The organism is Streptomyces sp. NPDC049837 (genome assembly GCF_040674455.1).
In the GTDB taxonomy this organism is placed as follows: domain Bacteria; phylum Actinomycetota; class Actinomycetes; order Streptomycetales; family Streptomycetaceae; genus Streptomyces.
Map to the genome: position 1 here is coordinate 18,949 of NZ_JBFAMP010000019.1, position 26,073 is coordinate 45,021.

Below are 26,073 nucleotides of genomic sequence, written 5' to 3' on the forward strand. Positions count from 1 at the left end.
AGGTGAATCGGCCGCGGACGGGCCGCGAGCGCGGGCTCAGGTGACGAAGAAGAGGCCGCTGTCGCAGCCGGCGGGCGTGTACTCGTCGAGACGGGCGCGCAGGTTGTCCTCCCGCTGTGGCTGGAAGAGGTCGTGCAGCGCGCCCGGCTCCGAGCCGTCGTCGGCGCCCCGGCGGATTTCCTCGGGGCAGCCGTCGGCGAGTTGGACGTATCCGGGAGTTCCGTACCGGGTGCTGGTGAAGCGCGGCACAACGCGCCGGGGGTCATTGGAGTGCTCCGGTTCGCAGTGGAAGCGGGCAGGCGTACGGGAGCCGGGCGGCAGCCAGCAGAACCGTACGCACCCCTCGGCGCGCCGGGACACCTGCACGTCCCCGTAGAGCAGGCAGTTCTCCAGCAGGTCCACGGCGCGGCTGCGGAGCGCACCGATCACGGTCGTGCGACGTGCCGAGAGCACCGCGTGGGCGTGGCGGCCCTCCGGTCCGGTCAGTGCCGCCAACGACCGGTCGGTGGCGTCCAGCACGGAGTCGGTGAGGTCGATGCGGTTCGGTTCGCCGGCCGGCTCGCCCCGCCTGACGACGACGGTTCCGAGGACCGAGTGCGCGATCCGGACCGCGGCGGGGGTGTCGATCAGCTCCAGGCCCGGCTCCTCGGGGTAGTGCGGTCCGCAGTCCTGGTCGAGATCCCAGCCGGGCACCAAGGTGCAGTGGCGGAGGGTCACTTCGCCCACCCGGCCGCGTACCTGCACGCTGCGCCCGGTCACCATCAGGCCGTCCAGGGCGATCCGAGGCAGGGGGTCCGTGTCCTCGCCGGTGCCGGTGATCCGCAAGGCGTCGGGGCGGTGGCCGGACCAGTCGAGCAGGCGCAGCACGGGGCGGACACCGTCGGCGGCCCGGAGCGTGAGGCGGTCCCCCGGATCCAGGTCGATGGCGATGATCTCCTGGTAGGCGTCGTTCCCGGCGATCTCCACGACGGCACCCTCGGATGGCGCCGACCCGGACCGCTTGTCGGCGCGCCAGTGCTCCAGCGCGTCGGTGATCCGGGTGTGCTGCTCGCCGGGGCCGACGCGGTACAGGGTGGCCCCGGATTCGGTGACGGCGGCGTGCGGGCGGGCGTACTCACCACCGCCGAGCTCGCCCGCGCAGCCGTGGTGGTAGGTGACCACGACCCCCGTCTCGGGCGCCTCCCGGGACGGGAAGGCGATGCGGCCCAGGACCGGGTCGATCGCGACCTGCCCCGGCCGCGCCCGGTAGGTCCACCCGGCAAGGTCCGCGCACACGATCCGGTCGAGCGGCACCGGGTCCCCGTCGGGACCGGTCCACACGCACAGGCTCTTGCCAGGACCGTAGTAGTCGGCCGGCCGCTCGCTCAGCGCGCGTCTCCTGATCGGCGCGGGGACGTTCATCTCGTCGGCGGTGTGGCAAGGCGACGGCTCCGCCACGGGCTTGGTGAACAACTGGGTGTCATTGCCCAGGATGCTGAAGGTGTAGCGGTACGGCGCCCGGTCGTCGCAGTACGCCGGGGCGCGGGTCACCGGATGGGCCGCGAGCCGCCACACGTGCAGGCCCGCCCCGGTGATGCCGTACGCGCCGGAACGGCGCCGGCTCGCGGTCCGCGGCACCTCCGCCGTACGGGACAGTTCGTCGAACGGCCCGGCGATCCGGTCCAGGGCGTCGACGCGGCGCAGGTCGGGCAGCCGGCCGTGGCGCAGGCGTCTGCGGGCTCCGCGGTCGTCGGCCGGGTAGCGGCGCACGGGCTGGGTGACCGAGAGCAGCCGGCGGTACTCGACAGCGCGGGCGGGCCAGTCGGCGACGTCGGCCGCGAGGTCTTCCAGCAGCGCGAGCGTGCCCTTGCGGCGTCGGTTGGCGATGGTGTCGGCCACTTCACGGCGGGGAGCGGCGGCGGCGAGCCACCGCCGGGCTTCGGGCGTACCGTCGCCCGGCGCGGTCGCCGCGCCGGGCGGCATACGGTGGCCCACGAGGTCGCCCACGTAAGGGACGGCCCAGTCCGCGCAGGTCTCGATGAACCAGTTGGCGTAGAGCCGCTCGATGTCGGCCTCCACGAGATCGGCCTGTTCGGCGACGACCGCCAGGAGCGCCGCGAGCCGGCCGCCTGTCTCCTCGTCCCGTCGCCGGTGGACGGCGGGCAGCATCTGGTACAGCTCGTCGGGGGTCATGGGATCCTCCGCAGGACGAGGGTCTCGGGGGCCGAGGGGTCGAGCACGGCCAGCCGCGCGGGCCGCAGCCCGCGCCGTACGACCGGTTCGGGGAGCGAACGGGTGAGGTCGTCCTGGAGCGTGTCGTGTCCGATGCCGGGGTTGAGCCGCAGGAGCTGGTCGAGCGAGAGGCCGTTGCGTGTGGCGACCGTCGTGAGGGTGTCGCCGGCGATGGTGCGGTGGCGGGTGGCCCGGATACCGGCTGCGCGCGCGGGGACGCAGGTGTGGACCGTGGTGAGTTCCCTGGCGAGCCCGGCCAGGCCCACCGTGTCGATGTCGTCGGGGATGCCCGTGAAGAGGTCGACGTCGACGTGGTCGACGCCGTCCACGGACTGCGCAGCGTGAACGGCCGTGCTCAGGTGGACGGGTCTGGCGAGTTCGGCGCGGGCGAATCCCAGGGCGTCGTGGAGAGCGGTGCGAACCGCGGGCGCGACCGCCTCCCAGGTCCGGTCGGGCAGGACACGGATCCCGGCCGACATGACGAGCAGTACTCGGTCCCGCACGGCCACCCGGACCGGCAATTGCGGATCCCCGTACCGGGTCAGAGCAGTCTGTAGGGTTGCCAGGAGGGGCGAGGCCGGGGTGATGGGGGCGTCGTCCGCGGCGGCGACCGTGACGAGGACGAACCGGCGGCGGCCGTCGGTGATGTGCTGCGCGACCGCCTTGCCGATACCCGCGAAGGCCCTGGCGAAGTCCTCGTAGTCGCGCAGGGAGACCAGCCGGTCCAGCGCTCGCAGCCGCAAGGGGACCCGGGAGCGGGTGCTCTCGACGCCGTCCGCGTCCGTTCCGCCGGTCGCGGGCAGCGGGTTGGTGACGGCGTTCACCCCGAGCGGTCTGCTGATCACGTGGTTGACCTGCCCGGCGGGCACGTTGCCCGCTCTGCCCGAGCCGATGCGATAGCGGGCCGTGACGTTCTCCGTGCCGGTGGGAAGCCGGGCACCGTGCCGGCCGTCGCCGAACTCCACGGCGGCGGAGCCGTCGGCGCCGGTGCGCAACCGGTAGCCGGTATCCGTCGGACCCAGATCGGTCAGGTCCTCCGCGCGCTGCCAGGCCACGTCCCCGATCCGCACGGTCAGGGTGTCGGCCGCGCCGTCGGGAGTGGCGGCGGGCAGACACGCGAGCGGTCCCTGGCGCAGCCGGAATGTCTGCCCGGACCGGCCGGCGTCGCCGCTGCCAAGGACCTCCGTGCGTGTCTCGCCCACGGTGGCGGGGGTGACGTTGCCGTGGATGACGACGGTCTCCCGCCGGTAGCGGTAGGCGAGTTTGGCGGTCAGCACGAGCGTGGTGTGCACCCGTTCTCCGGCGCGTGCCCGGCCGTGGGTCTGCCGTACACCGCCGATCATGACCAGCTCTGTGCCGCGGACGCCCGTGACGAAGGGGACGTCGGTGCGCTCGCCGGAGACGATCAGCCACTGCCCCGGGCGCAGCCCTTCGTAGACACCGTCAAGCGGGACTTCCTTGCCGAAGACATCGTCGCGGATGGAGGATTCAGCGACTGGCAGGGTCTCACCGGCGGCCCAGACAGTGGTCTCGCGGCGTCCGTCGTCGGAGAAGTACCTCGGTGGCAGGCCACGGGAAAGCCGCACCTGGGTTGCTTTGACAGCCACCTTGAGGCCCATCGCGGCGGGCTGCTGCACCTCGGTGATCTGTCGGACCAGCGGCGCCCAGTCGCGCCGCTGCACGACGATCCAGCTGTGGGGGACGATGGAGTCATAGACGGCGTCGAGGGTGAGCTGACGGCCGAACTCCGCGGGCCCGGTGTTGCGTGTTTTGCTGTCCACCTCGATCAGGGGTCTCCCCCTGCCGCCCCGCTCGCGGAGCGTGGCGCCTGCGGGGGCGGCCCGGACTCGGAGCCACTGGACCTCGAGAAGTTCGGCGGGCGGGGACACGGAGACTGCGGTCATGGCCTGGTACAGCTCTCCGGCCAACCGGGGGCGGGCGGCGGAGAGGATGCGGGGAAGGGCGTCGGAGGTGGCGGCGTAGAGGTCGCTGACGCGGGTGGCCGCGGCGCCGTTGGTGGTGGGCGGGAGGGACGGCGCGCGGTCCAGTGCGGCCAGCGCGGGGCCGAGGCCCATCAGCGCCGGTGCGCCCTTGTCGCGGTCGTCGGAGGCGTCGTCGCCGGTCGGCACCTTGGAGCCGGCGTCCTGGGGTGCGCCAGTCATGGCGGCGACGGCGGCCGTTAGCGCCCTGCCCCGCTTCACCACCGGTGCCAGCCAGTCCACGAGGGGTGCGTCCCCCTCGGCGCGGGCCACGGCCAGATGTTCGGTGAGCCGGCGCAGCGGATCCGCGAGCGTGTCCAGGTACAGGTGCAGGTCCGCGGTCTCCTCCGGCTCGTCGGGCAGCTCCTGTTCGGGCCTTCTGAGCAGCCGCAGCAGACGGGTGCTGATGTCCTTGGCCACATCTCCTGGGGGAACCTGCTCCAGCGCGATCCCCACGGTGGTGCGCAGTCTCTTCAGGGCTTCGACGTACCGCCGCTCCCCGCCAGGGGATTCGAAGAACACGGTGGTGCGGTTGCGGGACGCGTCGGCCCGGACCTCCCAGACGGTCCGCACGACGTTGTCCCGGGGGTCCGCGAAGAGGAACAGCAGGCGGTCGCCCGGGCGGATCGAGGGTTGCATGCCGGTCAGTTCGAGGTCGCGCAGCGCTGCCGCACGGTTCGGGGTGATGCCGGGTGGTCCGGTCCTGCGGACCCGGAGCTCGTTCCACTCGGCGCGGGCCGTGAGGTCCTCGGACGTCTCGAACGTCTGCGGGAGGCCGCCGGGCGGCGGGGCGCTCTTGGCCTGGGAGCCCGCCGGGATCGTGGTGCGTGTGCCAGGGTCGAGCGTGTAGGCGAGATGGGTGGCGGCCGCGAGCGCGGGCCGGGGCCGGTATCCGACGAGGCGGCCGAGCCGGGTCAGCGAGTCCTGCTCGGTGGCGGTGCGCAGGTAGCCCTCGTTGGCGATGCGCTCCTGATAGAAGGTCAGGACGTCGGCGATCACCGCCCATCCGTCGAGCAGGGCGATCGTCGGGTCGTCCGGCTCGCGGGTGGTCAGCGGGGCCAGCGCGGCGTGGTCGGCCGCCGACAGCCGGGCCAGCATCGCGTCCAGGAACTCTCGGTGTGTGCCGATACGGTGCTTCAGCGCGGGCAGGCCGGGGCGGTTCCAGACCCCGTCCGGGGCAGGGGCCCCGATCCCGGTGCAGCAGCCGCAGCGGCGGGCGGAGCCGCTCATCGCCCTCCTCGCAGGTTCAGGGTCAGCCGGCCGTTGTCGGGCCGGGCCGGGTCGTCGTCGAGCCGTGCGATCTCCAGGGGCCGCAGGCGCAGGACGCCGGAGGCGGGGACCCGCTCGGCGGTCGTCGGCCCGGTCCCCGACATGGCGTGGAGCCGGCGCAGCCGCGTGACCTCGACGTGCCGCACACCGGGCACCGCCGCGACGGCGGCGATCAGCCGGCTCACCCGCACGGGAGTGCCGAAGGTGAGTGCGTCGGGGTCGAAGAAGCCCAGCCGGCCGCCGGGAAGACGGCCCGGGCGCAACTCGCGCAGCACATCGCGGCGTACATGCCCGGCGACATGGCCCGGTTCGACCGTGACATCCAGTTCGAGGTCGAGAGGGACATGGACGGCGGGTCCGGTGACCACGTCGTGCCCGATGCGCCGGAAGCGGTGCAGTTCCTGCCGTACCTCCTCCAGCAGCGCACGGGGAACGTCGGACGTGCCCAGGGCGTCGAGCGCGATGTCCGCCTCGTACCAGCTTCCCGTCCAGCGCAGGGTCGCGGCGGCGCGCTGAACCCGTGGGAGGAGGGCGGCGAGCGCGGCGTAGTCCTCGGCGGTGACCGCGCGCCGCAGTCGGCGGAACGGCTCCCTCGGTGCCGCGATCCGTACGTCGGCGACCGGTTCGGGGTCGGTACCGCCGGCGGCGGGCAGCGGATTGCGGACGCGGGTTACGGCCGACAGCTCGGCCGAGCCGGAGGAGACGAGGCAGATCGCCTCGTGCCCGACGTTGCCCGCCCGGCCGTTCCCGGTCCGGTATTCGGCCAGGAGGCGACTGCCGGGGGGCGGTTCGGCGCCTTCACCGCCGGAGCCGAACCGGAGCGTGAGGACGCCGTCGTCGTCGCTCTCTCCGACGAGGTGGCGGTCGCGCGGACCGCTGGAGAGCAGGTCCCGGCGGGGGGTCCAGGCCTCGCCCGCCGGACGTGGGCGGCTCTGGCGCCGGTCCTTGGGGTTCTCCGGCTGCCCGGCCCAGACGCGGACGGCGGGCAGGGCCTCACGTGGATCGGGGCGCACGGCGTCACGTGCCGGGCCGTGCAGGGCGCGGTTGTCGGGTGCGATCTGCGGCCAGGCGTCTTCACCCCACGTCTGGTCCAATTCCCAGCCGGTGTCCTCCTGTTGGAGCACATACCCCGAGCGGGCCTGGCGCGCCAGGGCCTCGATGCGCCGGATCTTCCCTGCGAGGAGTTCGTCGAACCGGGACAGCAGGGTGGTCAGCGCCTGCTCGGGGTACTGATCGAGCCGGAACCGGGCCAGGACGCGGGGCCCGAACAGTGTGCGCAGGAAGGCGCGGTCGGATTCCGCAAGGGGTCTGCCGGTGCTCCTGAGTTCCCGGAGCCGGTCGCGTGCGGTCTGCGGCAGTCGGGTCAGCCGCCGGGCCTGGGCCGCTGCGATGTCGGCGGGCCGGGGGTAGGGCGCGGACCGGGTGACGGGGGTGCCCAGAAGGGCGGGCGCCCGGCGCCGGGGGCTGCCGGCGGGCGGGGTCAGGGACTCCGGGGGCCCTCCGTCCCAGGTGTTGACCAGGCCGTGTTCCACGAGAAGCGTGTTGCCACGGGCGATGCCGACCTCCCGGTCCCTGCCCGCCGGATCACGGGTGGTGATGCAGAAGGGGAAGGTCAGGGCGTCCTCAATGGCCCAGGCGATGTCGACGACCGGATTGCCCGACAGCACGTCGACGTCCGGGGTGACCTCGGTCAGCCGGACGGCCTGCCGGTGCGAGGGATCGGCGTCCGCGGCGGAGCAGGTCCGCGCGCCGAGCACTTCCTCGAAGACGATGACGTCACCGGGGGCGAGCCGCAACATCCGGTGCGGCGGGCCCTCGTCGGTCCACTTGTCGAGCAGCGTGGCCGTGGTCGTCCCGGTGGGCAGGCAGCACTCGCGGTCCTCCCATGTCCACAAGGTGATCCGGTTGTGGGCGCCGTACAGGACGACCTCCTGGCGCCGCACCGGCTGGAAGACGGGCCGTCCGCCCGCCCGTAGCTCCCCGGCGGCGACGACCGGCCCCACTGGCTGCGGGCGTCGGCCCGGCGGCAACACGGTGAAGGCCAGGTCCGCGCCCGGCAGCCTGAGGGTGTCCTGGTCCGTCTCCAGGCAGACGAAGGCGCGGGCCGCGCAGCCGTCGTGCATCGGGTAGTCGACCAGCCGGGCGTGGCGGCGGACCGAGGTACGCAGCCGGGCGGTGTCCAGGTACGCCTCGGTGGCCACGGCGTCCTGCTGGTAGCTCAGCCGGTCCCCGACGTGCGCGAGAAGCTCCACCAAGGTGAGGCCGAGATCGGGCGCGTGCCGCTCGGTCCACTCCGGCATCGTCAGGGAGAAACGGTCGAGCAGCAGCCGGCGGAAGCTCGTGTAGTCCCTGGCCAGGTAGTCGATGGCAGGGCCCGCGCCGACCGGCCGGGGCGGGCAGTCGCAGGCTGTGGTGACACAGTCCAGCCCCTCGGGGGCGGGACGGAAGGTGAACTCCCTGGAGGCGTACCGGGGATCGAAGCCGTCGGCCAGCGCCTCCAGTCGGTAGACGGACGCGTCCCCGCACCGGTCGAGCGTCAGCCGGAGACAGGGCTGCTCGTCCCCGTCCTCCTCGGCCCCGTGGAGGGTTACGGCGGTGACCTGGATGTCGGTGATACGGCGGCCTCCCTCGACGCGGAAGGCGTGCCGGTCGAGCCCCGGCGGGAGCGTGCCGAAGTACGCCACGGTCAGCGTGCGCCGGTCGGCGCCGACGGTGACGGCCTCGATGCCCGCCAGCCCGTGCTCGCGCACCGCGGCCCGCCGCCGCTCGCTGTCACAGATCGGCACCCGTGGTGCCCAGCCGGGTCCGGACTCTGCCGCGGTCATTGAGCGGTCCCTCCGTCGATGCGGACGCTGTGCTGTTCGCCGGTAGCGGTGAGCCGGTAGGCGAGGGACACGCTGAGCGTGCACTCCTCGACCGTGACTTCGAGGCCTTCGACGGTCAGCAGGTCGCCGAGCCAGCGTTGCAGGGCCGCCTGGGCGGTCATCTCGACGGTGGCGACCATCTCCGGCCCGGCCGGCTCGAAGACCAGGTCCAGCAGCCCGCAGCCGAAGTCCGGGCGGTTCACCCGCTCGCCGGGGGTGGTGAACAGCACCTGCTCGACCATGTTCCGTACGTGCTCGGCGTGGTCGGCCGTGGCGGTACGGCCGCGCCCGTCGATGCCGTACGGGAAGTCGATGTTCATCGCCTCCATCGCGGTCACATCCCCCACACCCGGATCTGGGCGGCTTGCACGATGGGGGGCGCGGGTGGGGACGGCATGCCGAGCCCGGCCCCGGGGGACGGCGGTGGCGTCGGCTGCAGCAGAACCGGCACGCCGTGGACGAACACCCGGGCAGCGGCCTTCGTCCATCGGATGCTCGCGCACGGCGGGGTCCCCGTACCGGACAGGGCGCAGCCGGTGACGAGGAAGGTGTCCGCAGTGGTGGCGACCGGTTGGGCGCTCACCAGAACCCGCTGCTGACTCGGCGCGGGAAGGTTCGCCAGGCCGGGCGGATGCGCGCAGGTCATGGTGGCGCCGAAGTGGAGCAGCAGCCCTGTCATCTCGTACTCCTCACTGCACCATCAGGGCGCCGCCATTGACGATGACCTGCGTGCCCATCAGCTTGATGCTGGCCAGTCCCGGTCCGCAGGACAGCTCGATGCCCTTCTCGTCGATCTTGATGAACGGTCCCGCCGGGCCCCGCAGTTGCAGGGTGATACCGCCCAGCGGCGCGCTCTGGTCGCTGATGACCAGCGCGTTCTGGCCGGGGGTCGCGAGGACGATCTGCGGGACGCCGGGGGCGGTGGACTTCGCGGCCGGCGGCACCTCCCCGGCGCCACCGCGCCAGAAGCCGACCCATACGGCGCGGTTGGGATCGCCGCCCAGGAACTGCACCCACACGCCGGAGTTGACCAGCGGCACCACGTACATGCCGCTGGCGGTACCCGCGACGGGGGAGAGCGGGGAGGCCCAGATGCACGGGTCGTCGCCGAGCACTTCGGGAACCCGTACCAGCAGCCTGCCCATCTGGGTCGTGTCCACGTTGGACACCACGACCCCCTGGTAGAGGCCCTCCCACTTCTTCGTGGCGGGCGCGGGCGCTGTCATGGGATCACCACCGGTGTGTTGGAGACGAGTCCGTCCCGGCTGAGCGTGAAGCTCTGCTTGTACTCGCCGCGCCGGATGTCGTGCGTGACGCTGCGGACGTAGTACACGCCGTCGTAGGCGAGTCCGGCACCGCGGACGCCGACGAGGTGGCGGGCGCTGAGCACATGGCCGTAGCGCAGGACGTCGAGCTTGCCGCTGCCGGTCACGGCGTCGGTGGACACGGAGGTTCGGCTGAGTCCGAGCAGCAGCGCCTCGGGGACGGATCGGTCGGTCAGGTCGGGCACCGGCTCCTCGCGCAGGGCGGGGGCCGGGCGGGCCGCGAGAGGGGGGCGCAGCAGGCTGATGTCCGGTACCGGCACCTGGAAGGTGACCTTGGTGTTCGGTTCGGTGAGCGGGATCGTGTACTGGGTCCGGCGCAGTCCGTCGTAGCCGAAGGTCAGGGACTCCACGTTGGTGGCGGCACCCGAGTCGACCGTGAGTGCGGGCTGGAGGATCCCGGCCCGGACCTCGGGGCCCCAGTACGCGATGCTGACCCCAGGGGCGGGGCCCGGTTCGATGAAGAAGACGTAGCCGACTTCGGCTGCCATCGACTTGAGGTAGGCCAGGTCGGTCGAGGACTGGACCGGGACCTCGACCGCGGGGTTCGGCAGATCACTGATGACCGGTGGCACCGCCGCCGGGACGATGCCGTACTCGGCGTAGCGGGCACACACCATCATCGCCCGCAGATGGTGTGGCAGGCCGGGGTAGCAGCGCCGTGCGTGGCGCAGGTCCATCAGGAGCGACAGGTCCTCGCCCGTCACCGTGAGCTGCGAGGTCCCGGGTGATGTTCCGGGGGTCAGTTCCTGCCGGGTGATGACACCGTCCATGAGCACGTGCGGCATACCCGCGACGACTGCGACGATGACCACTCTGCGCTTCGGGTCGAGTTCCCCCAGGGGCAGCATCACCCGGGCCACCGGCGACCGCTTCCCGACGGCGAAGGTCATCTGGAAGCCGCTCGCCGCGCCGCTGGAACTGGTGACCTGTACCGACTCCAGGGCGTCCACCAGCACGGCGGGCGCCGGGATGGGCAGGACGTTCCCGATGAGCAGCATCAGTTGCAGACTTCGCGTCATGACGGGGCGGCCCCGGTGGGCGGTACTCCGGGCACTCCCGCGGGCAGAGTGATGCGCAGGCGCCGGCCCGGGGTGGTGGTCAGGTCGTCCGGCCGCAGCACCCGGTGGGCGTCGGCGATCCGCCAGGACTGCTCCGGGTCGCCGTAGTGCCGGGCGGCGATCAGGTCGAGCCGCTCGCCGGCCACCACGACGTGCTCGCCCAGCGGTGCGAGTTCCTCGGGCTGCGGCAGGAAGCGCCGCTGGACGTACGGGACGGTCCGCCCGTCCGGCGCCGTCCAGGTGCCGGTCGCGATGCCGTGGTACCGGCTGGTGGGCTCGAACATCGTCCGCCTTCCTCAGGTCCTGTGTCGGCTCTCAGATCGCATGAAGTCCTACGGCGCCCAGGACCTGGCCGCCGACGAGCGCCGCGAACCGCTCCTTGCCCTGGTGATAACGCAGGTACAGCGCCCCCGCCTTGTGCCCGAAACCGACGTCGTCGACGGTGAGCGTCCGTACGGCCAGCCCCACCTTGGCCCGGACCGGGTTGAGTTCCCCGTCGTACGCCTCCTCGGTGACGGTGAACTCGGTGATCCGCACCGGGACCACCCGGCGGGTGCCCAGCACCAGGACGGTCAGTGGAGCCTCCACGGGTGCGATCTCGATCATTCCGGCCGAGGCCATGCTCTCCTCGCGCAGCAACTGCCCGCTGTCCGGATAGACCGCGCTCTCCAGCGCCGACAGCGCCCCGAAGAGCCCGGTCCTGCCCGGCTCGGCGGAACGGCCTCCCGAGGGATCGAGCTGATCGGTCGCGTCGAACTCGGCATCGAACTTGAACGTCTCCCGCGGCGGCCCTTTGAGCCGCAACGCCTCCAGCCGGTCGCCCGCCTCCTCCCCGACGCCCCGGGGAGTCAGCGTCCGGGTGAGCGTGTCGGGGTTGTACTGAAACGGCACGACACGCAGCACCCGCCCCTGCTCGGGGTCGAGGAACACGATTCCGCCGCGGAGGGCGGGGGTGGTGGGGGGCATGGGGGCGGGCTCCGCTCGTGTTGGAGGGGGCTACTGCGGCGGCGGCGTGGACGTGGCGGGCTGGGCCTGGTCGGGCGTCTGTTGGGCTTCCAACTGGGCGTACCACTCCTTGAGCAGCAGGACCTGTGCCATGACGACCTCGTGGTCGACGGTCAGCCGGTCCCTCAGCACTCGCGCGTCCTGGAGGCCGTTGTCCGTGTGGTTGATCAGATGCTGGAGGTCCTCGCGTGTCTTCCACACGTCGACCTCGGCTGCCGTGCTCGGATGGATGACCCTGCTGGCCAGCGAGATCTTGAGAAGCAGATCCGCGACGTCCCGTCGCTGCTCCGCCCGTGACCGGTAGGCCTCCATCCTGGTGATCTCACGCTTCGTCTGCTGAAGCCGCGAGTCCAAGATCGTGGCCGCGGAGAGCAGCGACAGAGCTGCCCTCCCGACGTTGTCGAGATCTCCCGATGCCACGACGGCCGGGATCATGGCAGGCAGGTCGCGGAGTGTGGCGCCGTACGCCTCTTGTTCGGCCCTGGCTTCATGGAGGAGGGAGGCCGCGTCCTTCACGTTCTGCGTTTCGTCGACGAGAATGAACGGCCGCTGCTTCCCCGCCTGTTCAGCCACCCAGAGCGCGTCCACGGACGCTCGGTAGACCTGGTACGGCCCGGTCATGTAGTCGAGCGCTTTGACCAGTTTCGTGAACGTCGTGAGCACGGTGAGGACGCCGGCGAGCCGTCCGGCCATCGACCCGGTGAACCTCACCCGGCCGAGCGACAGGCCTCGCGAGGGCGGTGGCGTGTCGACCACGACAACGTCGAAGGAGATCCGGCCGAAGCGGGTTCCCTTGGCGGCCAGGTTCGCCGTCTTCTGGATCTCCAACTGCTGGGCGGCCGACAAGTTGGCGAACCCAGGCACCTCCACGTGGACGAGGAGCCTCTTCGGGTTGGTGAGGATCGTCCTGTTCCAGGTCCCGCTCTTCGGCTTCTTGTTCTCCCATTGAGCGTCGTCCATGGCCTGGTGAACGGCCTTTTCCGGGTGGGCGAGCGCGTTGCGGAATCCGCTGATCCCTTCATTCACGTTCTTGATCACCCGCTCCTTGATCTTGTCGACGCTCAGCCCCCTCTCGGTGAGCCTCTTGATCTGGATCCATGTGCCGCCTCTCACCCTTTCGGTGACCTCGACTCTTCCCGTCTTCCGATCCGTGGTCTGGGCGTACTCCGGCTGGCTGCCCCCAAGGACGAGGTCGACCCCCGGCTGAAACTTCTGCGGCCTATAGGCGGGTGGGTAGTAAAAGGCGTGGGTGTCAGCTTCGAGGACCTGGTGATCACCGGAGCGGTGGACGCCGATACCCGTGCCGACCCGCACCTTCTTCGCCCCGGAGCCGTCACTGGCGAGAGCGGCGGCCTCGGCCTCCGCGGAGGCGGTACCGGCGGCTTGGGTGCGGCCGTAGTCCTGCTGGACCACGTGCGCCAGTTCGTGCGTGAGGAGCCGGTCGCCAGCAGGCGTGGTGGGTGCGAAGCGGGCCGCGGCGAAGGCGATGTGATGGCCGACGGTGAAGGCGCGAGCCCTCATCGCGGCGGCCGCGCGGGCCGCCTGAGGGTCGGTATGGACCCGGACGTGGCTGAAGTCGTGGCCGAAGCGCTGCTCCGCGTTCGCGCGCACCGACGCGGGCAGTGGCGTCCCCGGTCGGCGGACGACGTCCCGAGCGGTCTGCGGCAGTCCGTGCTCGGGCACGGGCTGATCGGCGTGGCGGTTGCGCAGTCGGGCGAAGTCCCGGGGCCACGCGGTGGCGGCGTGCGGTTGGTGCACCTCGTGCGGCTCCCGCCGCCGGGCCGTGCCCACCGGGGCGGACTCCGGGGCGGCCGGAGTCGCGGAGGCGGTACGGGAAGCCTTCGCGCTCACCTGTCGCCTCCCATCGGCATGCCGAGGCTCCCGTGCACGGCCCGTGCAATCCCGCGACCCAGGGCGGTGGCATCGGGCGCTGCGGGGAATGGAGGGGCCGTGGTGCGGCGGATGTGGTGGGAGGCGGGTGGGGTGATCGGGGAGCGGGTCAGGAGGGCGGCGAGTTCCGTGGTCAGGGCAGTGCGGACGGTCTTCGCGTCGCGTGGCTCGATTCCCTCCAGCACGATCCTGCCGATGCGCAGCTCGATCCTCATCCCGCCGCTCCCTTCGCCACCGTGGTCGGGGCGGGCCAGGTGAGGTCGTGCTCGGGTACCGGAGTCTCCGTCTTGCGCAGTTCCGCCCTCGCGGCCTCCAGGACGGTCGGCATGTCGATGGAGGTGCCCGCGGCGGCGGCCGTGAAGGCGGCGTTGAGCGTGATGTTGCGGATCATTCCGCCGCTCAGGGGCAGGGCCGCGAGCCGGTCCAGGTCCAGGGCGGCCAGGGGCGCGCTCGCCGGGAAGGCCCGAGCCCACATCTCGCGGCGCTCCGCGGCGCCGGGGAAGGGGAACGGGACGATGAACCGCAGCCGCCGCAGGAACGCCGTGTCCAGCGCCCGGCGCAGGTTGGTGGCCAGGACGGCCAGCCCCCGGTAGGCCTCCATCCGCTGGAGCAGATAGCTCACTTCGATGTTGGCGTACCGGTCGTGGGAGTCCTTGACCTCGCTGCGCTTGCCGAACAGCGCGTCCGCCTCGTCGAAGAACAGGACCGCCCCACCCGGTTCGACGGCATCGAACAGCCGTCGCAGGTTCTTCTCCGTCTCGCCGATGTACTTGCTGACGGCGGCCGACAGGTCGACACGGTACAGGTCCAGCTCCAGGTGGCCCGCGAGCACTTCGGCGGCCATCGTCTTCCCGGTGCCGCTCGGGCCGGTGAAGAGAGCGGTGATGCCCAGGCCCCGGCTGACCCGCTCCGCGAATCCCCAGCGGTCATGGACGGTGGCCCGCTGCGCGACCTGGTCGGCGATCTGCCTCAGGAGTGCCATCTCGCCCTCGGGGAGGACGATGTCGTCCCAGCCGACACGGGAATCGAGCCGCTGCGCCAGGGCGCCGAGGGACGGCCGGGTGCGGACCAGGCAGCCGTGCCACGCCAGGCGCGGATCGGTGCCGGCCGCGACGGCCACTTCGTGGATCGCGGAGAGGTCCAGCGTGAACTGTCCGGCCAGCCGGTCCGCCTCCGCGGGCGGGAAGAACTCGGCCCACGCCGCGGCCCGTTCGGCGGCAGGGGGAGGTGCCACCTCCACCACCGCCGTCGGGACGGGGATGTCGGCAGACATCTCGTGCGTGGCCACGAAGCAGGGTCCACCGCTCCGTTCGACGAACCGGGCAACCCGTCCTGCCCGCTCCTCGGCCTCACCCGTTCCCCACTCGCCGTCCGCGTCGAGGTAGAGCGCGAGGGGCGACAACTGTGCCTCGCGCCGCCACAGGCGTGCGACGGCGTCCAGTTCCTCGGCGGAGGCGGGGAGCAGACCGGCCGGCATTTCGTACAGCAGCAGCCCGGAGGCCGTCGCGGCCTGTCCGGCGACCGAGCGTTTGCCTTCCCCGTCCGTGCCGACCAGATGAATCACCGGTGGGCGGCCGTCGTCGGCGGGCCGGGGGTCGAGCCAGTGCCCGAGGATCTCCTCCACGGCCGAGTGCCGGGTGGACGGGACCGGCCCCGCCGGCGAGGCCACCGGCTGAAGCGGTGTCAGCCGCGCGTGGAGGCGCTCGTCGAGATGGTCCAGACCCTTGATGTGGTTGACGATCCGCTCGTCGGCCCGCAGGGGGCTGGTCACCAGTGGTTGACCAGCCGACCGGTCCACCTCGACGAGCCGCCAGTAGCGCAGCGCCCCGTACGGGGAGAGTGCGTCCCAGGAGGGATCGGGGAACAGGGAGAGCGCGAGCGCGAACGTGGGGTGCCCCGCGCCGGGACTGCCCTGGACGTCGGCGTACAACTCGGCCATACGGGGGTCGAACTCGGGCGCGGCGCAAAGGAGAAGGGTGTCGCGTTCGAACGGGGTGAGTCCGAGGAGCCGGCTGAGGCCGAGGAGAGCGGGCGGCCGATCGCCGTTTTCGCCTGCGGACCGATCCACGGGGTCGGTTGTGGTCGGCGGCTCGGCCTGGCCGGCTGGGGGCTCGTGGCCGGGACCGGCCGCGTTGTTGTGCCGGCGTAGCAGCAGCCGCAGTCGGGCGAGGGCGGATGCCAGGTATTCGTTGTTGTGTGCCTCCCAGTCGTCCGGCCCCGGCGCGGCCTCCGTTCCGGGAGCCCGCGGCTCGTCCTCGGTCTGTGGTTCCGGTGCGACCGTCATGTCACCACCACCGCCATGTCCGTCTCGAACTGCGGCCGGCCTGGCGCGGTGCCGACCAGCGGGCTCTCGACGTCGTCCACTCGCAGGCGCAGGGCGTGCCGCCCGGGACGGGCGTCCGGCCAGCGGAACCGCAGGGTGTTCGTCGTGTTCGCGAACGCGTCGGCGACCGGCAGCGGCAGGTCCCCCACGATCAGCCGCACACGCTGTCCCGGGCGCACCGGCGGCTCGCACTCCACTTCCAGCAGCACCGTTCCGTTGGCGTCGCGGGCGGCCTGCACCGGCAGCGTGCCGGTGATCCGCGGGGCGATGCCGAACGGCCGCGCCGGGGTCGTCCGTTGGGTGCCGTCGGCGGAGGTGAGCACCACCGCGGCCGCCCAGTTGCCGGCAGCGAGATCGTCGGGGAGTGGGGCCCGTACCTCTGTGGCGCTGATCTGCTGCGCGGGGATGTCCTCCGGACCATCGAACACAGGGTGGGTCAGGCGGAGGGTGGGGACACCGCCGTCGAACCGGGTTCCGTTGAGGACCAGTGTCGTGCCCGGCAGCGCCACCGGCGGTGTGATGGCTGCCAGCGTCGGCAGCGGGCCGGAGGTGCTCGCCGACGCCTCGGGTCCACGGTCCTGGGCGCCACGCCCCAGGACGGGAAGGGGTGCACGGCCGGGCACCGAGCTGTCGATGAGCACGATGCGGGCCTCGTACGCCACCGACGTGCGGTACGGGCTCTGGAAGGCGGTCCAGAGCTTGGAGATGTCGTCGGTGGAGAAGGCCGCCGGAGTGATCCGCACGGCTTCCGCCTGCTGGTGCAGATCGCTGAAGGGAGCGGCCCGTCTGATCTCCTCCGGCCGCAGTTCGGCGTGCTGGTGGAGTGCGGCCATGGCTGTCCCGAGGATCCGGTGGGCGGTGGAGTCCTGGGCGTCGCCGCTGACGTACGGGGTGAGGAGGTAGTGCAGGACGAGCGGAAGCGCGGGAGGCGCCGTCTCGCCGGGGCGAGTCCCGACGGGGTCGAGGTTGCGCCAGGATCCGTCGACGGCGGTCCGGCACAGGTAGATGTTGAGGGCGGCGGTGGGCCGTTCGGCAGCGGCCTCGTCCGGCGGGCGTGCCATGACCACGGCGCCGGGCACCCGGCGGCCCAGTGCGCCCTGAAGGACCGAGCGCAGCGTGTCCGTGACGGCTGCAACGGCGAAGGCGTCGCTCATGAGCGCCCCCGGAGGTACTCGTCGAGCCCGAGCTGCGGGCGGCGGCGCGTGGTGCGCGCCGGGGCCTCGGCCTGCGGGGCGGCGGCGCGGACTTCGAGCCGGTCGATGGTGATGTGGACGACCGGCTCACCCGCCTCGTACGTACGATCCGCCGGGCTGCTCGGAGCGCCCCCGAGGGAGGCGCGCACCGGGCGCACGGGGTGTGCCGGGGTACGGGCCGCAGACTGTGCGGCGGCGGCCTGACCCGGCTCGGGCGGGTGCTGCGCGGCGGCGGCCAGTGGGGCGGACGGGGACGGCGCCACCAGGCGCGACTGCAGGTGTCGCGCGGTGAGGGCAGGTGCGGGAGGCACGGTCGGGGGCGACGGGATTGGCGGGGCCGCCGGGTCTTCGTGGCGGGCGGCGGTCGGGCCTCCGGGGGATTCCACGGCCGAGGGCTGCGGGGCAGGCAGCGCAGGGTGGGCGGGTACGGCGTCCGGGCCAGGCAGGGGGTCAGGGCCGGGCACGGGGTGGCGGTGGGCGCGCGGCGTCGCCTCAGGGGCGTACCCACCGGGGCGGGGCGCGGGGTGGCCCACGGCCACCGGACCCGTCGTCGGAGTCGTCGGCCGATCGATCCGGTTCGGGCCGGCGTGCGGGGAGGCGGGGCGTCGGTCCTCCGGCGCGGGGACATCGTCGTCGGCGTACGCACGCAACTGCGGCGCCCCCGGGTCGAACATCGTCGGGAGCTGCGGGCGCAGCCTCGGTCCCGGTTCACCGAGCAGCCGGCCCAGGAAGTCGCTCATCCGACCGCCACCTCCAAGTAGTACTGCCGCCGGGCGGGGCTCACCCCGAGGACGTCGGCCTCCGTCCACCCGTAGACCCGGGCGAGCAGGTGCACTTCGTGGAGCAGACGGCGTGCGTACGCCTCGACTTCGGTCCAGAGGTATCCGGCCAGGTCGAACGCGGCGGACCAGGTGTGGTGGCAGTAGGGGCAGGTCAGGGGTACGGCCGTGTCGGCACCCGGGTCGAGGGCGGCCAGTCGTTCCGCCACGGCTTCGAGAACCTCGTCGCCGGGCCCATCGGCGGCGGCCGGCTCCGTGTCGACCACGCACCGGGCCAGCAGCGTGCGCCGGGCGTCGGGAGCGGCGGGGTCGACGGCCAGGAGGTCTCCTCCGGTCAGGGCGCGGTACGCCACCTGGCGTCCGTCGGCGTGCAAGGTGCCCGTGGGCTGCCGGTCGCGGGCCGTGTCGGTGGGCCGGAGCGCACGCAGTTCGTGGGTCGTGACGGTGACGTCGAGCCGCTCCTCGCACCGCGGGCAGTCGGTGGCGCATAGCAGCGCCGTTCCGAAGCAGCTTTCCCGCAGATCGAGCAGCAGCGCGTTGAGGTCGCCCAAGGTGCGGTCCGCCACGGGGACCGCCGGCTCCGGTCCGTCCGCCAGCGCGCCGAGCAGCAGGGCCCGGGCCGGCGGCTCCTGCCCGCTGCCGGTCTCCCAGACCTCCAGGAGCCTCGCCTCGGTCAGCTCGGTCGTCACTCGGTCACCCTGACGCGGTGTCACTGAACTGCGTCAGTTGCGGTGGCTCGGTGCGCTCGCGCACCCAGCCGTGGTGTTCGAGTTTGATGTGCTCGAAAGCGACCGCGTTGGCATTGGCGTCGAGGTCCGGGAGCGCCTGGTACTCGGAGACCCAGCAGTCGTGGACGGCGTACGACAGCACCTTCTGGCCGCCCTCGTCGAAGACGTCGATGATGAGGTCCCGGCGGAAGTCCTTGAGCGAGGTCTCGAGCGAGCCGGTGGCGTTGCGGAAGCTCCAGACCCGGTTCGCCCATTCCTCGAAGACGGTGTCGGTCGTACAGCCGCGTTCCAGGGTGACGGGTTCGTACTCGGTCCGGCCCGGAAGCCTTCGGCTGGTGCCGGGACTGCCGCCGTCGCGGTGTTTGATCACCTCTGTGGTCCGCTTGAGGCCGCTAACTTTACTGACCCCGGCGATGTATTCGGTGGACCCGCTGAACTTCACCCGGAACCGGAAATTCTTGAAGGGGTCCCTGCGCGTGATGTCCGGCATCGGACGTCCTCCTGCTAGGTCTGGATCTGGCCGGCGAGCTGTTCGATGTGGATGATCACGAACTCAGCGGGCTTCAGGGGCGCGAAGCCGACCTGGATGTTGACGATTCCGCGGTCGACGTCGTTCTGCGGATTGTTCTCCCGGTCGCACTTGACGAGGTACGCCTCGTCGGGCGTGCGTCCCTGGAAGGCGCCTTCGCGGAAGAGGGAGTTCATGAAGGCACCGACGTTCAGCCGGATCGACGACCAGAGGGGTTCGTCGTTGGGCTCGAACACCACCCATTGGGTGCCGCGGAAGAGACTCTCCTCCACGAAGAGCGCGAGGCGGCGTACGGGGAGGTATTTCCACTCGTCGGCGAGGCGGTCGGCCCCGCGGGCGGTCCGCGCGCCCCATGCCACGGGCCCCAGGACCGGGAGCTGGCGGAGGCAATTGACACCGAGCGGGTTGAGCATGCCGTTCTCGCGGTCGGTCAGCGGCATCTCGAGACCGATGACTCCGTTGAGCGAGGCGTCGGTCCCTGCCGGGGCCTTCCACACCCCGCGCTGGGCGTCGGTGCGCGCCAGTACGCCTGCCATGACGCCACAGGGCGGGAAGGCCCTGATCTCGCCGTCACGTCGACGGTCGGGGACCATCACCCGGGGGAAGTAGAGGGCGGCGTTCTTGGCGGAGTCGCCCCTGACGGGCATGTTGTTGAGGGCATTCCGCGCGATGCCGTTGAGGTCCAGACTTCCGTCGGACCAGGCCGTGGGAGGATCCACGAGCAGGATGGCACGCCGTTCGATGCACAGCTCCAGCGCGTCGGTCAGGGCCTCTGGCGGACACTCGGGCAGGCACAGAAGGTTGAAAATATCCGTCTTGAGTAGTTGGTGGATGCCGGTCTTCGCCGCGGCGCTGCCGAGGTAGTCCCCCGCCACGAGGGTGCTCTCGTCCGGCTGCTCCCCCGTGGGTACGTCCGGCGCGCTGAAGAGGTCGAGTTGCGCCTCGCCTTCCCCTTCCCCGTCCCCGTTGCTTCCCTCGGCTTGAGCGGCTCCCGGCTCTCCCCCTTCCGGCGGGCATGCCAGCGGATCGTCGGAAGACCGCTTCGGGGCGTCGTGGGCCTGGGGGCGTCCTTGGCCCTCGTCCGCGACGACGACCAGCCGGGACCCGCTCAGCACCTTCTTCAGGCTTCGCGGGCTCGTCGAGTCGGCGCTGATGTTGCGGTAGCTCTCCTCCGCCCCGGTGCCGCAGTCGCGGAGGGTGAGGTTGTACAACTGGTCTTCCCCGTCGGGGATGTTGTCGTGGTCGACACGCGCACGGAGGCTGAGCGCCCACTTGCCGGCACTCGCGGCCCTGAGGAGCGGCCGCTTGTCGTCGCCTTGGGACTTCTTGCCGACCCGGAACTCCACCGTCTTGGCTTGCTGCGGGACCAGCCTCACGATCTCGGCCTCGGCCCCACCATTCAGGTAGAACTGGTGGACGGCGTAGCTCATCGGGCTGTCCACATTCAGCCCGCCGAACTGCGTCTCGTAATCGCCCCAGCTGGTGATGTGCACAGGGCGGTCGGCCGGGCCGCGTGGGGCCGCCCCCACGAACGCGGCGATCGAGGTCGGTACACCCGTGATGGTGCGCACCCGGCTCTTCACTTCGTTGATGTAGACACCGGGATACGTGGCGCGCACTGGCATGGGCTGCCCTTTCTCCACCTGGCGACGCGGGCCCCGAGGACCGGATGGACCGAGCCGGCCGTCGCAGCGTCGGGCGTGGCCAACACGGCGACTCGGTGATCTTGCCAGCACCTTAGGCACGTGGTGTCGTCGACGGCTCTCCGGAGCCGGAGTGTCTCCTTCGATCAGGTGAAACGGGTTAGCGCCGATCAGCTCAGGGGGCAGCACGCTCCCCGGCCGTACCACCTACGCCACACTGGCATCTCCTTCCGGCCGGCCCCTCCGGGGTCGACCCGGCGCCGAATGCGGGCGCCGTAAGCGCGGGCCGACCGCGGCGGCTGTGCCCGGCGCGGCCGTCAGTGGTCTGTCAGGCCGTCGTCAGCCGCGTCCGCCAGCATCGTGCGCGTCACTGCGGGGACGGAAGGGGAACGCGCATGACGACCGTCACCTCCGTACCACCCCGGCTTACCGTGCGGCAGAACCTCGCCGGGCTGGTGGCCATGCGCCGGGATCAGGTGGGCTTCCTGCGAAGTGCCGTCCGGGAGCATGGGGACATTTTCCGCCTCCGGTTGGGCGGGTTTCCGATGACGGTGCTCAATCACCCGGATTACGTCCAGCGGGTACTGGTCGACAACCACGCCAACTACACCAAGGAAACGTTCCTCTATACGGCGATCCGGGCGATCCTCGGTGACGCGCTGCTCAGTCACCCCGGCCGTGAGCCGTGGAAGCTGCGCCGCAAGCTGTTGCAGCCCTCCTTCCACCGGTCGAGCGTCGCCACGTTCACGGGGAGCATGGCGGAGCTGACCGGGCAGATGCTCACGCGCTGGGAGCGGCGCCACTCCGACGAGCCGGTCGACATCACCTCCGATGTCACCGATCTCGCGCTGAAGATCGTCGTCCGCACGCTCTTCGGCACCGACACCGGCGACCGCATCGTGCGTTTCGAGCGTGACTTCCACGAGGTCAACGGCATGACCGGTGACTTCTTCCGTTTCCCGTTCCCGCCGCTGACCTGGCCGACGCCGTTCAACAACCGGTTGCGTGCCCTGGTCCGTTCCATGAACGGTTTCGTCGACGAGCTGATCCAGCAGCGGCTGAACGATGAGGAGGGGGCGGCCAGCGAGGCTCTTGGGCGGCAGGATTTCTTCACTCTCCTCCTGCACGCCCTCGACGAGGAGAGCGGCTCCGGTCTGACGCGCGGTGAACTGGCCAACGAGGTGCTCGGAATGGTCATCGCCGGCTACGAGACCTCCAGCAACTCCATCTCCTGGATCTGCCACCAGCTCGCCCGCCACCCCGACGTTCAGCGGCGCGTACAGGAGGAGGTGGACCAGGTCCTGGGCGGCCGGGTGCCCGGCTTCGACGACCTGGCGGAGCTGACGTACACCCGCATGGTGATCGACGAGACGCTGCGCCTGTTCACCCCGGCCTGGCACACCATGCGCCGTGCCGCCGAGGAGGACAAGATCGGCGGCCACCGCATCCGCGCCGGGGACTCCGTCTACATCAACTTCTTCACCCTGCACCGCCACCCGGCGTTCTGGCCCGATCCCGACCGCTTCGACCCGGGGCGGTTCACGGCCGAGCGCAACGCGGAACGGCACCGCGGGGCCTACCAGCCCTTCGGCAGCGGTCCCCGCCACTGCATCGGCAAGCAGCTCGCCCTCACCGAGCTCCTGCTGATCACCGCGATGATCAGCCAGTCCTTCCACCTCGAACAGCCGGCCGGTGCTCCTCACGCGGGCTTCGCCGCACTGCTCACCCTCCAGCCCAAGGGTGGCGTCCACCTACATTTACGGAGCCGCTGACCCATGCCCGCCTCCACACCCGCGAAAGATCTCCCCAGGATCACCGCCCGGGACGGGATCGGAGGAGCGTTCGCCTTCAAACGGGACCAGCTCGGCTTCCTCGCCGGTGGCATCGAACGGCATGGCGACCTGTTCCGGTTCCGCCCGTTCGGCATCCCCATGGTGATGGTCAACCACCCCGACCACATCCGGCACATCCTGGTCGACAAGGGCGAGCAGTACGACAAGGACGCGGCGATCTTCAAGGTCGTCAGGCCCGTACTGCGCAAGGGCCTCATCGCCAACGCCGACATGGACCTGTGGCGCCGCCAGCGGCGGATGATGGCCCCCCACTTCACCCCCCGCACCGTCGCCGCCTTCGCACGCAACATGACCGACGAGGCCGTGGCCATGCTCGAGCGCTGGGAGCGGCGCGGGCACGCGACGGGGGGCGAGCGCCCGACCGGGGGCGAGCTGCTCGACGTCACCGACGAGATCGGCCAACTGGCGCTGAGGATCGTCAACCGCTCGCTGTTCAGCGCCGACGTGGGAGCGTCGGCCCAGGCCTTCGAGCGCGCCTTCGGCGTCGCCAACAGCGTCCTCGGTGCCTTCTTCCGCTTCCCCTTCCCACCGCTGGGCGTGCCGACGCCCAGCCACCGCCGGCTGCACCGGGCCATCGCCGACATGGACGACTTCGTCTCCGCCTTCATCAGGAAGAGGGTCGCCGAGGACGTCCCCACGGGCGAGGAGACGGACCTGCTGACCCTCCTGCTCCACACCGTGGACGAGGAGGACGGCAAGGGGATGGACCTGGAGCAGCTCCACCACGAGGTCCTCAACATCTGCATCGGGGCGTACGAGACGACCACCAATACGCTCTCGTGGGCCTTCTACCTGCTCGCCCGCCACCCCGAGGCCGAGGAGCGGCTGCACGAGGAGGTCGACCGGGTACTCGCCGGACGCGTACCCGAGTTCACGGACCTGCCCAGGCTGACGTACACCCGCATGGTCATCGACGAGGCACTGCGCATCTACTCGCCCGCCTACCAGTTCATGCGGCGCGCGCGGCAGGACGACGAGATCGCCGGTTACCGCATTCCGGCCGGCAGCAACATGCTGATCAACAGCTACTTCCTGCACCGGCACCCGGAGTTCTGGAAGGACCCCGAGCGGTTCGACCCGGAGAACTTCACCCCAGAGCGGATCGCCCAGCGCCCCAAGCACGCCTACATCCCCTTCGGCAGCGGTCACCGCATCTGCATCGGCAAGCACTTCGCGCTGACCGAACTCACCCTCGTCCTCGCCGCGGTGGCCCGGGGACACCGCCTGGTGATGCCCGAAGGCGCCCCCGAGGTGCGGCCGGAAGCCCTGATCACGCTGCACCCGAAGGGCGGCATCCACCTGCGCCTCGAACGCCGCTGACCGGCGGAAGGAGACCGTCACGTGCCCGACATACCCTGTCCGTTCCCGTTCTCCGTCAACCCCCATGTCGAGCGGGCCCGTGCGCATCTGGCCGACTGGACCCGCAGCACCGAGCTGATCAGCCGCCCCGCCGCCCGCGAACGCTTCGAGCGCGCCGACTTCGGCTGGTTCGCCGGGCTGGTGTACCCCACCGCGAGCCCGCAGCGGCTCGACCTGATGGCGGACTGGTTCGCCTGGCTCTTCCTCGTCGACGACCAGCTCGACGACGGGGCCTTCGGCCGCTCCCCGGAGCGGGTGGCAGAGGCGGTCGGCCTGATGCGCGCCGTCCTGGCCGGTCCGGGTCCGGTGGGGCGCCGGGAGCTCCACCACCTCCCGCCGGCCGTCGCGTCGCTGGCCGACCTGTGGCGGCGCACGGCGGCCGGCGCGTCGCCGCAGTGGCGGCACCGGTTCGCCGTCCACCTCGACCAGTGCCTGACCACCGCGGCCACCTGGGAGGCGGACAACCGCGTCCATGGGCGGGTGCCGTCGGAGGACTCGTACATCACCAACCGCCGGCACACCGGTGCGATCTACGTCTGCATGGACCTGATCGAGATCGTGGAGGACATCGACGTACCGCCCGCGCTCTACGACAGCCAGTCCTTCCGGGCCGCCCTGGACGCCGCCTGCAACGTCGTCTGCTGGGTCAACGACGTCTACTCGCTCGCCAAGGAGCGCTCGCTCGGCGAAATCCACAACCTGGTCCACCTGGTGCGGCACCACCGCGGACTCGACGACGAGCAGGCGCTGCGGGAAGTGTGCGCCGCCATCGGCCGCGAGACCGACCGGTACCTGGCCGCCGAGGCCCGGGTGGTGCGCGAACACCCCCGGCAGGCCGAGGTGCTCCTGCCCTGCCTGGCGGGCATGCGGACCTGGATGCGCGGCAACCTGGACTGGTCGCGAAGGACCGAGCGGTACGGCCCCGATGCCTCGGCCGAGAGACCGGAGACCTACCTGGAGTCGACGCTGATGGGAACGGGCCAGTGACGGCAGGTGCCACGGGCCACGGCTCGCCCACCCGGGCGTGGGACACCGGGGACCTGGCGACCGCCCCGGTACGGGAGGTGCTCGGGCGGGCCCGGGAGCTGACCGATCCCGTGCTGCGCAAGGCGGTGGCCCGGCTGCCCGAGCCGGTGCGCTCGATGGCCGGCTACCACTTCGGGTGGCTCGACGCGGCGGGGAACCCCGCCAAGGGCGACCCGGGCAAGGGGGTGCGCGGCGCCCTGGTGCTGGCGAGCGCCCAGGCCATGGGAGCGCCGGCCGGGCACGCCGTGGGCGCGGCGGCCGGTGTGGAGCTGGTCCACAACTTCTCCCTCGTGCACGACGACCTGATGGACCGGGACAGGATCCGGCGCGGCCGCCCCACCGTGTGGGCGCTCTACGGTGACGCGCAGGCCGTGCTGACGGGTGACGCGTTGCTGGTCGTCGCGATGGAGGTGCTCTCCGGCAGCCCTCGCGCGGTCCAGGAGCTGTGCGACGCGCTGCTCGCCCTCGTCGGCGGCCAGGCGGCGGACCTCGCCTTCGAGACGCGGGACGACGTGACACTGTACGAGTCCCTGGAGATGGCCGCCGGCAAGACCGCCGCACTGCTCGCCGGGGCGTGCGCGCTCGGGGCGCACACGGCCGGTGTCGCGCCGGAACGGGTGAGCGCGCTGCGCCGGTTCGGTCACCACCTCGGCGTCGCCTTCCAGTTGGTCGACGACGTCCTCGGCATCTGGGGCGACAGCGAGGTCTCCGGCAAGGCCGTCGGCGCCGACATACGGCTGCGCAAGAAGTCGCTGCCCCTGGTGGCGGCGCTCGGCGCGTCCCATCCCGCCGCCCGCCGCCTGGCCGAGCTGTACCACGGGGGCACCGGCCCGCTGGACGATTCCCAGGTACGTGAGGCCACCCGGCTCGTCGAGGAGGCGGGCGGGCGCACCTGGGCCGAGGAGGAGGCGGAGCGCCGCCGTACGAAGGCTCACGACGCGCTGGCCGCGGCCCGCCCGGAACCGGAGGGTGCCCGGGCCCTGGCGTCGCTGGCCGAACTCATCGTCCACCGCACGCACTGACCTGTCGGCCACACCAC

At 71.7% G+C, this 26,073-nt stretch carries 21 protein-coding genes; 4 read left to right on the plus strand and 17 right to left on the minus strand.

The features are described from left to right. Nucleotides 1-36: 36 nt before the first annotated feature. The 17 genes from AB0J57_RS33475 to AB0J57_RS33555 form a co-directional block, all read right to left on the minus strand. Nucleotides 37-2,172: a hypothetical protein gene (locus AB0J57_RS33475; RefSeq protein WP_366132162.1), complete on the minus strand. Its 2,136-nt coding sequence runs from the start codon at nucleotides 2,170-2,172 to the stop codon at nucleotides 37-39. Next, on the minus strand, nucleotides 2,169-5,420 hold the full coding sequence (locus tag AB0J57_RS33480; RefSeq protein WP_366132163.1) for a putative baseplate assembly protein: 3,252 nt from the start codon (nucleotides 5,418-5,420) through the stop codon (nucleotides 2,169-2,171). Before AB0J57_RS33480 ends, AB0J57_RS33475 begins: the two co-directional genes overlap by 4 nt. Then, the gene (locus tag AB0J57_RS33485; RefSeq protein ID WP_366132164.1) at nucleotides 5,417-8,284 is read right to left on the minus strand and encodes a putative baseplate assembly protein; all 2,868 of its coding nucleotides are present in this window, start codon (nucleotides 8,282-8,284) and stop codon (nucleotides 5,417-5,419) included. Before AB0J57_RS33485 ends, AB0J57_RS33480 begins: the two co-directional genes overlap by 4 nt. Beyond that, nucleotides 8,281-8,652, minus strand: a complete 372-nt coding sequence (locus AB0J57_RS33490) for a GPW/gp25 family protein (protein WP_366132192.1) — start codon at nucleotides 8,650-8,652, stop codon at nucleotides 8,281-8,283. The genes AB0J57_RS33485 and AB0J57_RS33490 overlap by 4 nt, the downstream gene beginning before the upstream one ends. Before the next feature lie 5 nt (nucleotides 8,653-8,657). After that, nucleotides 8,658-9,002: a hypothetical protein gene (locus tag AB0J57_RS33495; protein ID WP_366132165.1), complete on the minus strand. Its 345-nt coding sequence runs from the start codon at nucleotides 9,000-9,002 to the stop codon at nucleotides 8,658-8,660. Between the two features lie 10 nt (nucleotides 9,003-9,012). After that, entirely contained in the window at nucleotides 9,013-9,549 is a 537-nt protein-coding gene (locus AB0J57_RS33500; protein ID WP_366132166.1) for a phage baseplate assembly protein V, read from the minus strand. Continuing rightward, on the minus strand, nucleotides 9,546-10,667 hold the full coding sequence (locus AB0J57_RS33505; protein ID WP_366132167.1) for a hypothetical protein: 1,122 nt from the start codon (nucleotides 10,665-10,667) through the stop codon (nucleotides 9,546-9,548). The genes AB0J57_RS33500 and AB0J57_RS33505 overlap by 4 nt, the downstream gene beginning before the upstream one ends. Then, entirely contained in the window at nucleotides 10,664-10,990 is a 327-nt protein-coding gene (locus AB0J57_RS33510) for a LysM domain-containing protein (RefSeq protein ID WP_366132168.1), read from the minus strand. The genes AB0J57_RS33505 and AB0J57_RS33510 overlap by 4 nt, the downstream gene beginning before the upstream one ends. Nucleotides 10,991-11,021: 31 nt before the next feature. Further along, nucleotides 11,022-11,672 carry a hypothetical protein gene (locus AB0J57_RS33515; protein ID WP_366132169.1) on the minus strand — a complete coding sequence of 217 codons (651 nt, stop codon included), beginning with the start codon at nucleotides 11,670-11,672 and terminating at the stop codon, nucleotides 11,022-11,024. Between the two features lie 30 nt (nucleotides 11,673-11,702). Continuing rightward, complete coding sequence (locus tag AB0J57_RS33520) at nucleotides 11,703-13,562, minus strand: DUF4157 domain-containing protein (protein WP_366132170.1); 1,860 nt, start codon at nucleotides 13,560-13,562, stop codon at nucleotides 11,703-11,705. Further along, nucleotides 13,559-13,816 carry a hypothetical protein gene (locus AB0J57_RS33525; protein ID WP_366132171.1) on the minus strand — a complete coding sequence of 86 codons (258 nt, stop codon included), beginning with the start codon at nucleotides 13,814-13,816 and terminating at the stop codon, nucleotides 13,559-13,561. The genes AB0J57_RS33520 and AB0J57_RS33525 overlap by 4 nt, the downstream gene beginning before the upstream one ends. After that, a complete protein-coding gene (locus AB0J57_RS33530) occupies nucleotides 13,813-15,885 on the minus strand; it encodes an ATP-binding protein (protein ID WP_366132172.1) in 2,073 nt (690 codons plus the stop codon). Before AB0J57_RS33530 ends, AB0J57_RS33525 begins: the two co-directional genes overlap by 4 nt. After that, a complete protein-coding gene (locus AB0J57_RS33535) occupies nucleotides 15,882-17,078 on the minus strand; it encodes a DUF4255 domain-containing protein (protein ID WP_366132173.1) in 1,197 nt (398 codons plus the stop codon). The genes AB0J57_RS33530 and AB0J57_RS33535 overlap by 4 nt, the downstream gene beginning before the upstream one ends. Beyond that, nucleotides 17,075-17,380 carry a hypothetical protein gene (locus AB0J57_RS33540; RefSeq protein WP_366132174.1) on the minus strand — a complete coding sequence of 102 codons (306 nt, stop codon included), beginning with the start codon at nucleotides 17,378-17,380 and terminating at the stop codon, nucleotides 17,075-17,077. The genes AB0J57_RS33535 and AB0J57_RS33540 overlap by 4 nt, the downstream gene beginning before the upstream one ends. Before the next feature lie 473 nt (nucleotides 17,381-17,853). Continuing rightward, the gene (locus tag AB0J57_RS33545; protein ID WP_366132175.1) at nucleotides 17,854-18,585 is read right to left on the minus strand and encodes a hypothetical protein; all 732 of its coding nucleotides are present in this window, start codon (nucleotides 18,583-18,585) and stop codon (nucleotides 17,854-17,856) included. 4 nt (nucleotides 18,586-18,589) lie between these two features. After that, a complete protein-coding gene (locus tag AB0J57_RS33550) occupies nucleotides 18,590-19,114 on the minus strand; it encodes a phage tail protein (protein WP_366132176.1) in 525 nt (174 codons plus the stop codon). A 14-nt stretch (nucleotides 19,115-19,128) separates the two neighbouring features. Next, the gene (locus AB0J57_RS33555; protein WP_366132177.1) at nucleotides 19,129-20,778 is read right to left on the minus strand and encodes a phage tail sheath C-terminal domain-containing protein; all 1,650 of its coding nucleotides are present in this window, start codon (nucleotides 20,776-20,778) and stop codon (nucleotides 19,129-19,131) included. Between the two features lie 413 nt (nucleotides 20,779-21,191). Between AB0J57_RS33555 and AB0J57_RS33560 the strand changes: the two genes are divergently transcribed. From AB0J57_RS33560 to AB0J57_RS33575, 4 genes are read left to right on the plus strand one after another with little or no spacing between them, the layout of a single operon-like run. Continuing rightward, entirely contained in the window at nucleotides 21,192-22,568 is a 1,377-nt protein-coding gene (locus tag AB0J57_RS33560; protein WP_366132178.1) for a cytochrome P450, read from the plus strand. Nucleotides 22,569-22,571: 3 nt separating this feature from the next. Further along, nucleotides 22,572-23,969, plus strand: coding sequence for a cytochrome P450 (locus AB0J57_RS33565; RefSeq protein ID WP_366132179.1), 1,398 nt, complete (start codon nucleotides 22,572-22,574; stop codon nucleotides 23,967-23,969). A gap of 21 nt (nucleotides 23,970-23,990) precedes the next feature. After that, on the plus strand, nucleotides 23,991-24,995 hold the full coding sequence (locus tag AB0J57_RS33570) for a terpene cyclase (RefSeq protein ID WP_366132180.1): 1,005 nt from the start codon (nucleotides 23,991-23,993) through the stop codon (nucleotides 24,993-24,995). Beyond that, nucleotides 24,992-26,056: a polyprenyl synthetase family protein gene (locus AB0J57_RS33575; RefSeq protein WP_366132181.1), complete on the plus strand. Its 1,065-nt coding sequence runs from the start codon at nucleotides 24,992-24,994 to the stop codon at nucleotides 26,054-26,056. Before AB0J57_RS33570 ends, AB0J57_RS33575 begins: the two co-directional genes overlap by 4 nt. The last annotated feature ends 17 nt before the right edge of the window (nucleotides 26,057-26,073 follow it).